We start from the raw sequence: 8339 nt of genomic DNA on the forward strand, positions 1-8339 counted from the left end.
TTTCGACCCCTTGTTGGGTCGAAACGAGGCGACGCGGACGAATCGGGGCCGCCGGAGGCATCAGTGGTCGCGTATTTTTTTGCTGCTTGATTGGGCTGGGATGCCCAAAACAAGCTTTCGCAAAAATAGCGACTCCCCGAAAATCCCCAGGAATATATAGATCTGTTTGTAAACTTGGCCGATAAAGCCCGTAGGGGAGGCCTGCTGGCATTGGAAGAAGAGTTGCCGTCGATTGCTGATTCCTTCATTCGCAACGCATTAATGCTGGTTATCGATGGCGTAGATATGGACGAGGTAAGGCAGGTACTGGAAAACGATAATGAAATGACGTCTCAGCGGCATCATGTCGGTATTGCAATGCTGTCGACTATGGCCGGGGTCGCTCCCGCGATGGGAATGATAGGCACTGTGGTCGGTCTGATCGGCGTCATGGGCCATTTATCCGATCCTTCCCAATTGGGGCCGTCTATTGCGGTGGCTTTTTTAACGACGCTATACGGCTCATTGATGGGTAATCTGATTTTCAGTCCGATGGCTAATAAACTCAAACAGAAAGATAAAGATGAAATATTTATCAGAGAGTTAATTATCGAAGGCATTTTAGCGTTACAGGAAAGCGAGAATCCCCGTATGATCAGACAAAAACTGGAATCGTTTTTACGCCCGGGCCTGCGTTCCCAAAATTAATGTCTCGTTTGGTTCCTGATTGATTTCAGCACGTTAAAAAGTGAACGCACATTGGGTCGAGGTTCTGTCAGGAAAAAGGTTATCGCCATCTCTTCAATGGCCGCGGCAATACACAGGATCGCGGCAATTCGAAAAGGCCAGATCGGGCCATTCAGAAACATCAGAAATAAACTACTCCCCATAGCCGCCGCTGCCGCTTTTACAGTCCAGGTGTGATAACAGGTAAAACTGCCGAATTTGATCAATCCAAAAACGGTAGGCAGTAAACAACTGGCAATAATCAGCGCAACATAGAACCATTCCAGTTCGACAATTTCAGGCCACAGCCACCAACAGCAAACGGCTATGGTGAGATAATTCACCACGTCCGCACAACTGTCCAGAATGGCGCCGAATTCCGAGACCTGCCCCATCATTCTTGCGGCCCAGCCGTCTAATACATCGGTTAAAAAGGCAAGGGCCAGCAAGCCCATAAAAGCCAATCCATGACCGTGCCACGCCAGCCATAATAAAGCGGGTGCAGCGATAAAGCGAAAACTGGTCAGTAAGTTGGGCAAGGTTAATATGGATGGCTTTGTCATAGTTGGAATAAACCGGCTAACGGAGCGTGATCGGAAAGAGTATGCCATGGGGAATGGGCCAGCCGATTGCAAGATAGCGGCGTTAAGCCTCGAAAATAAATCCGGTCCATGGTCAAAATCGGTAACCATGCCGGAAATGTTTTCGCGTAACGGCCATGCGTCGTTTTAAAAACCTCTTTAAGTCCCAGATGCTCGTAAAAGTGACGATCAGCGTGTCCCAGCCAATCATTAAAATCACCGGCAACGATTAAGGGTGCATCATGAGGCACATGAGATTCTATGCGCTGACAAAGGCGTTCAAGCTGAAGTCGGCGTTCCTTTCCGGTTAATCCGAAATGAATGCACACCACATGCAGGGGTTGAACATCCGGTTTAATCCGGATTACGCCGTGCAACAAGCTCCGGCTAGCCCACGAGAATGGGGAAACATTGATATTTTCGAAGCTTTCAAAGGGGTATTTACTTAACAGGGCATTGCCGTGGTGACCGGCGGTATAGATTGCATTTTTACCATACGCATAATGAGGCCAGACACCCTCTGCGATAAATTCGATCTGCGGCCGGTCCGGCCAATCCGGAACGTGTTTTTCTTTATGCGCATGTTCACCCTGCATTTCCTGAAGAAACAGTAAGTCCGCATCGGCTTCAATCAACGCTTCGCGGATTTGATGCAAAACAAAGCGCCGGTTTCCTACATTAAAGCCTTTATGGATGTTGTAGGTTAATACGCGAAAAGTGCTGTCAGTCATGGGCTTGATTTAATAAGGACGTTTGCGAATATGCAGCCGGAACAGAATCGGCGAGAGAAATTCTTCGATCATAAAAAAAAGTACCATGACAACCGTGATATCCGGCCATTCCAAAGCCATTGAGTGTCTTAAAAACCATAAAGGTAGCAGTGACTCGGGCACCGTGTCGAGTCCTCTTGCCCGGCTGCTTTCGACCCATCCGCGCCTGCGCTTGATAAAGCTAGCCAGAAGGTCGCCGCTCATCGCCAACAAGCCGAACAGCATTCCGAGCCAAAAACTGAAACCCAAGAGAATAGCGACACAGCCGCTCAATCCGGCTGAAAATGCTATGCCGCGCCAGGTTTTTGAGCGACCGAACACAGGCTGCCTATCACCTAAACACAGACCATGGTCCACCGGCCATGCAAAGCGTTTTCCCATAAGCTTATAAGCAATAATCGGAGCGCCGTTGGCAACCAGCAATAGAATTGATGCGTGAATTATACTGGTCCAATGAAATGCAGGTGCAGTCATTTAAAAAGTCTCTTCAACCTTTATTATTGAGCCATCTTAACCGATTTAAACTTTAGCGGGCATGGGCCGTTGTGAATTGAGTATTGCTATATAATGCCGGTCCTATCATTTTATAAAAAGAAAATGGCAAAAAAAATACCCGATTCCCCGTTTAAAAGAGCGGCTGAAGCGCCGCCACTGCCCGTCCACACGTTCAGTTTTATCCTTTATTGTTTACGGCAATTTAAGGTCTGGCTGGTGTTGATGATGGTGCTTGAGGCAGGGCAGGCGGCAGGCAGTATTATGGTGCCTTATGCGATCAAAACACTCATGGATACGGTTGCCAGTCAACCTGCCGGTGCGGGATTGTGGGATACTTTTCAGCAGCCTTTGTTATTGCTGGTTGGATTGAATCTGGCAGAGATTATATTCAGCCGAAGCAGCGGTGCCGTGCTGATTATTGTGGGTCCCCGCTTACGACAGCGCACCAGTCAACTGCTCTATGCCTACCTGCAACAGCATGCGCCGCGTTATTTCGGCAATCATTTTGCCGGGGGACTTGCGCATCGCATCAGCGAAACTTCTATGAGTGTTAATCACACGACGTGGTCAATCTTGTTTGATTTCTGGCCGATCATGATTATATTCGCCGTATCGGTTTCACTGTTGTTTCAGACCCATATCGAATTAGGCGGATTTGTCGGCGGCTGGATGTTGTTGTATGTAGTCATCTCTTTTTGGCTGGCGACACGTTGCCAGCCTTATGCGCAAAACTACGCCGCTACACGCAGCATGGTCAACGGCAAAATCGTGGATGCGGTAACCAATATACTCAATGCCAAGTTGTTTGCCCGCCTGGATTTTGAGCGTGAGTATCTGAACGGTTTTCTGGAAACGGAAGTTCAGGCGGGACGGCGTACCTTCTGGTATATGGAACGGGTGCGCTGGTTTCAGTTTATCGCCGCTGCATCATTGAAAATAGGCACTATCGCTTATGCGCTGATGCTATGGCGCGAAGGTGCTATCAGCGTCGGTGATTTTGCGATGAGCACAGGTTTGGCCTTATTGATTATTGGCGATGCGCGCAATCTGACCCGGCGATTTCTGGAATTTTTTGAATACATAGGCAATGTCGCCAACGGGGTCGAAACAATTGTTAAATCGCATGAAATAGTCGATGTGCCGGATGCCAAACCCCTGCAAATTACCCGTGGACGGATAGAGTTTCGTGATGTGTGTTTTGCCTATGAACCCAACCGGCCTGTACTCGAGCATCTGAATGTCGTGATCGAATCCGGGGAGCGGGTCGGTTTGGTCGGCTTTTCAGGATCGGGAAAATCGACGTTTGTCAGCCTGATACTGAGAAATTTTGAACCGCAGTCCGGGCATATTTTGATCGATGACCAGGACATAGGCCAAGCGACTCAGGATTCTCTTCACCACCAGGTCAGTTTGATTCCGCAAGATCCCAGTCTGTTTCATCGCAGCCTGAGAGAAAATATCGGATACGGCCGCTTGCATGCGAGTGATGCCGAGATACAGGAAGCCGCTCGGCAAGCCAATGCCGATAGCTTTATAGAGGCAATTCCTGAAGGTTATGATTCGTTGGTCGGCGAGCGCGGTGTCAAGTTGTCCGGCGGTCAGCGTCAACGCATCGCGATAGCCAGAGTGATGCTGAAGGATGCGCCGATACTGATTCTTGATGAAGCCACCTCCAGTCTCGATTCGGTCACAGAAAAAACGATTCAGGATAATCTGGACAGTGCGATGGGGCGAAAAACCGTGATTGCCATTGCTCATCGTTTATCGACCATCGCGCATCTGGACAGGATTCTGGTGTTTGATCAGGGGCGTATCGTCGAAGACGGCACGCATCAAGACTTGATGGCGCTAAAAGGTTTTTACCATCGGCTATGGACCATGCAAGCCGGGGGCTTTTTACCGGATGCGCAGGATTAATTGATGAGTGTTTGTCAAGAAGATCAAGCGATCATCATAAAATCAGCAATTCTCAATTTGAATGGAAAAAGGGGCTGGGGGAAGCTTTTTGAGGATGTCAGCAGCAGGATGCTGCTGTCAAGCCCCCATGGAAGGGTTTACGGCGTTCCTCAAAAGGCTTTTCTCAGCCCAAAATGATGCCGAAAAGATCAAACTCAGAATTGCTGTCATAAAATAGATTTCACCGCCGTCGCTAATAAGGCGTCAAGTTTTATACAAGAAGTTGAATGCCGGATACTGTCTGTGCACCAAATGTCTTTGACACCGGCAGAACGGATAGCGGTTTCAGCATCGTCGCAGAACAAAGGATGGGTGATTGCCGCATAGATCTCTGTTGCACCCGCTTTGCGAAGTAAGTGAATTGTTTGGGTCAGCGTGCGTCCGGTGCTGGCCATATCATCGATGATGACAACGGGATGGCCGCTAAAATTTCTGTTGGGCAGGGTGATTTTGACATCACGGTCACCGTGCCTGATTTTTTTGGCGATGCCGTATTCGAAACCTATTTCTGCTGCGATATTTGCCACCCATTGTTCGGATTCACTGTCCGGTCCCAGCAGAACAGCATGATCCAGCTGTGATTTGAGATAGCTTCCAATAATGTCTGAGGCTGAAAGGCTTATTGCATTTTGCAGCGGAATGGCCTGATCCAAACGGGAGATACGATGTAAATGGGGGTCGACAGTAATCACATCGTCAAACAGATCGGCCAAAAGCTGTCCGATAATTCGCTGACTGACTGCTTCGCCGGGATTATTGGCGATATCCTGGCGCATATAGCATAAGTAAGGCACGACCAGCGTGATGCGTTGGACGCCCAGTTTGCGGGCTGTTTTGGCACATAACAATAGCTCAATGAGCTTGTCGTTGGGATGGTCCAGACTCCTGAAAATGACGATATGGCGCGGCAATGCCGTGGGCAGGCGAACCAGACTTTCACCGTCGGGAAAACGGTGCAGGAAAGTTTGAGCAATCGGAACGTTAAGCTGGTTAGCCAGTCTTTGAGCCTGTTCCAGGTAATCGGGAAAAGCGAGTATCAGCATGGTATTCAGAATGCGACCAGCGGTTTAAGGACATGTTCTTCGGTGCCTATCATATAGCCATTATTGTCGGCAGCCAGCTTTTGAGCAAACTTAAAATCGGCCGGAAATTCGGCATAAATTCGGTAAATCGGCTCGCCTTTTTGAACGCTTTCGCCCAGTTTTTTCAGCAAGTCGACGCCTGCCTTTTTATCCAGCGGGGCTCCGGCGATACGGGCAATCTTAGCCATCTGAAAATTATCAATATGTGTCACGACGCCGTCTTGTTTGGCATAGACTTCCTGACAAAGAGATCCCGGACTCAGGTCAATGGATTTGGCGCCTTGAGCCCGAATGATATCATTCATTTTGGCAATCGCCCGGCCCGAATCCAGGATATCTCTGGCAATCGCATAACCCTGGCCACCTCTGACATCAGGGTCAAATTCTATAATTCGTCCGGCCAGTTGTAGCGATTTTTGCCGCAGATCAGACGGTGCGTTGGGGTTATTTTCAAGAACTTCCATAATATCCCGTGCTTCAAGCACTGGGCCTATCCCTCGGCCTATGGGTTGGCGGCCGTCGGTAATCATGACTTCAAGGTGGATGTTCAGTCGGTCACCCACAAATTCAAATAGCTTGCGCAGTGCCAATGCCTGGCGCATGTGCCGGACCTTAGCCGTAGGCCCAACCGGAATATCAATGATCAAATGGGTAGAACCGGCCGCCAGTTTTTTTGAGAGTATGGATGCGACCATTTGACCCTGTGAGTCAATGCCCAACGGGCGCTCTACCGAAATCAGTATATCGTCCACAGGCGCCAATTTGGCAGTACCGCCCCACGCGAGGCAGCCGCGTTCCTGCCGCACAATATCGTGCAGACGTTCCGGAGACAGGTTTACTTCCGCAAGAACCTCCATCGTATCGGCGGTTCCTGCCGGCGAGGTGATTGCCCGGCTTGATGTTTTAGGTATCAGCATGCCGTGCGCGGCGACAATGGGTACTACCAGCATTGAGGTTCGGTTGCCCGGTATGCCGCCTATACAGTGTTTGTCGGCGACCAGCGATTCGTGCCAGTTCATGCGTTCGCCCGAATCCAGCATCGCGCGGGTTAGATAAAGCAGTTCGTCGCGATCGAGATTGTTTTGCCCTGTGGCAACCAGAAAAGCGGCCATTTCCATTTTGGAATAACGCGTTTCGACAATATCCCGGGTAATGCTGTGAAAGTCGCTTTGATCCAGTCGTTCACCGTTGATTTTTCGCCGGACGGCATCCATGGACTCAGGATGCTCGGCATGATCGACAGTCACGAACGTGCCTTCACCAATGTTAAGCTGATTGAATGCCTGTTCGGAGAGTCCCAATTCGCCTGGCAGAACTATGGAATTGTCATCGACCACATTCAATACTGCAAACAGCTTGGTACCGTTTGCGCAAACTTTGATCTTGGATAAAGCCTGAAAACCTTCGGCCCGGTAAATCGCGCAATCCCGGTTTAAATAGGCTACGTTTTCATGATAGGTATCGATGCCTATACGGCGTATTTGCAGCGTGTCATTACTCATACATAAAGGGGCGATTGATAAATGATACGGGATGATGCGTGTTGCCGGACGAGATGTCAAATGAGCGGGGCACTTTGTATTTTGTCTCGATTGAAAGCTACGCTGATAGGACGTTTCAAACGGTTTGGGCAGGGAAAAAGCCATTCGATGAATGCCGTAAACTTTTCCATGGGGGCTTGACAGCGGCATCTGACAGCCAAGGAGGGTGGAAATGCAGATTTTGTCCGGAATAAAAAATCTGCCCTGCTGCCCGATATCCTCGAAAAGCTTCTCCCAGCCTTTTCAACTTTAAATTGAGAATTGCAGGGATCGTCTCGGAAATAGACGTTTTTAGATCAGATAGGAGTAATATCAGAAAAATGATTCGATCTACGAAATAGGCAACCAGAAACAAAGGTGTAGACTGTTACCCAAAGGATGAAGGCCTGCCGACATCAATAGACTCATTTGTTAGTGTCTCTCGTACGTTTTGTTGACGCACTTCGTTTTATTACTCTCTTTATACTCAAAAAATGGTTAACTTTATGAAGGTATGGGGTGTGGCTATCGAGGATGTCGGCAGCAGGGATTGCTGCCGTCAAGCCCCCATGGAGGGGTTCACGGCGGTCCTCGATAGACACATCCCATACCTTCTATTCTTAGACGGTTTTTTAATCAAAAGGGAGTAGTTGATGCTGTTTTTTCAAGAAAATATTCAACTCATGCAGAAAACGTATTGACGAATATGAGTTTTTCAAAATCTTTTTATGCACAGAATTGTCGGTAGATTGAAATGAACTTACCTGATTTGCATAAAGGGTATGGAAAAGGCGATGGCTGTTTTTAACCCATTGTTATATATAGCTATTAATATTGCTGTATAAAAAATCGACAAGCTAACTAACAGCCTTTACCAATAGGGGTTTGGCATAGTTAATGATAGCTTGTACACAGAGTTATCCACAGAAATTGTGGAAAAACATCAGGTATCTGATTTTGTAAATGGCAGCGCTATGTCAAGCTTTATTGCCAAAGATTGATTGAAAAATCGTATCTGCTCACCCCTCCAATTTTAGTGGGTGTAGGTGGTTGATTGAAAAGGCTTCTGCAACAGGGATGTTGCAGAGAGCGGTAAATGTCAACGTAGTTGTCGCATCAGTTAAAAATTAGTGGACAGTAGTGTCGGTTTTTTTCGCCGCATTATTGTTTGGTTTATCAGGATTTAAACAGACTTCTGGCTGCCAATCCCAGTTTCGGGTGTTACGACTC

7 protein-coding genes are annotated in these 8339 nt (G+C 48.3%); 2 read left to right on the forward strand and 5 right to left on the reverse strand.

All coding sequences use genetic code 11. From position 1 onward, the window contains the following. The first annotated feature begins 174 nt into the window (after positions 1–174). The gene (locus tag Q7V32_RS19765; protein WP_304898689.1) at positions 175–687 is read left to right on the forward strand and encodes a motility protein A; all 513 of its coding nucleotides are present in this window, start codon (positions 175–177) and stop codon (positions 685–687) included. Here the strand turns inward: Q7V32_RS19765 and Q7V32_RS19770 are convergent. From Q7V32_RS19770 to Q7V32_RS19780, 3 genes are read right to left on the reverse strand one after another with little or no spacing between them, the layout of a single operon-like run. Continuing rightward, complete coding sequence (locus Q7V32_RS19770) at positions 684–1268, reverse strand: CDP-alcohol phosphatidyltransferase family protein (protein ID WP_304898690.1); 585 nt, start codon at positions 1266–1268, stop codon at positions 684–686. The two genes, Q7V32_RS19765 and Q7V32_RS19770, sit on opposite strands and share 4 nt — an antisense overlap. After that, complete coding sequence (locus Q7V32_RS19775) at positions 1265–2017, reverse strand: endonuclease/exonuclease/phosphatase family protein (RefSeq protein WP_304898691.1); 753 nt, start codon at positions 2015–2017, stop codon at positions 1265–1267. The genes Q7V32_RS19770 and Q7V32_RS19775 overlap by 4 nt, the downstream gene beginning before the upstream one ends. 9 nt (positions 2018–2026) lie before the next feature. Beyond that, positions 2027–2530 (reverse strand): CDP-archaeol synthase, encoded by a 504-nt coding sequence (locus Q7V32_RS19780; RefSeq protein WP_304898692.1) that lies wholly within the window; start codon positions 2528–2530, stop codon positions 2027–2029. A 123-nt stretch (positions 2531–2653) separates the two neighbouring features. On the opposite strand from Q7V32_RS19780, the gene Q7V32_RS19785 reads away from it, so the two are divergent. Continuing rightward, complete coding sequence (locus Q7V32_RS19785; RefSeq protein ID WP_304898693.1) at positions 2654–4468, forward strand: ABC transporter ATP-binding protein; 1815 nt, start codon at positions 2654–2656, stop codon at positions 4466–4468. A 206-nt stretch (positions 4469–4674) separates the two neighbouring features. On the opposite strand, the gene Q7V32_RS19790 is transcribed toward Q7V32_RS19785, so the two are convergent. Further along, the gene (locus Q7V32_RS19790) at positions 4675–5550 is read right to left on the reverse strand and encodes a ribose-phosphate diphosphokinase (protein ID WP_304898694.1); all 876 of its coding nucleotides are present in this window, start codon (positions 5548–5550) and stop codon (positions 4675–4677) included. 5 nt (positions 5551–5555) lie between these two features. After that, complete coding sequence (locus Q7V32_RS19795) at positions 5556–7091, reverse strand: thymidine phosphorylase family protein (RefSeq protein WP_304898695.1); 1536 nt, start codon at positions 7089–7091, stop codon at positions 5556–5558. Between the last annotated feature and the right edge of the window lie 1248 nt (positions 7092–8339).

Origin of the sequence: Methylicorpusculum sp., from assembly GCF_030651835.1 — a bacterium.
Taxonomy (GTDB): Bacteria; Pseudomonadota; Gammaproteobacteria; order Methylococcales; family Methylomonadaceae; genus Methylicorpusculum.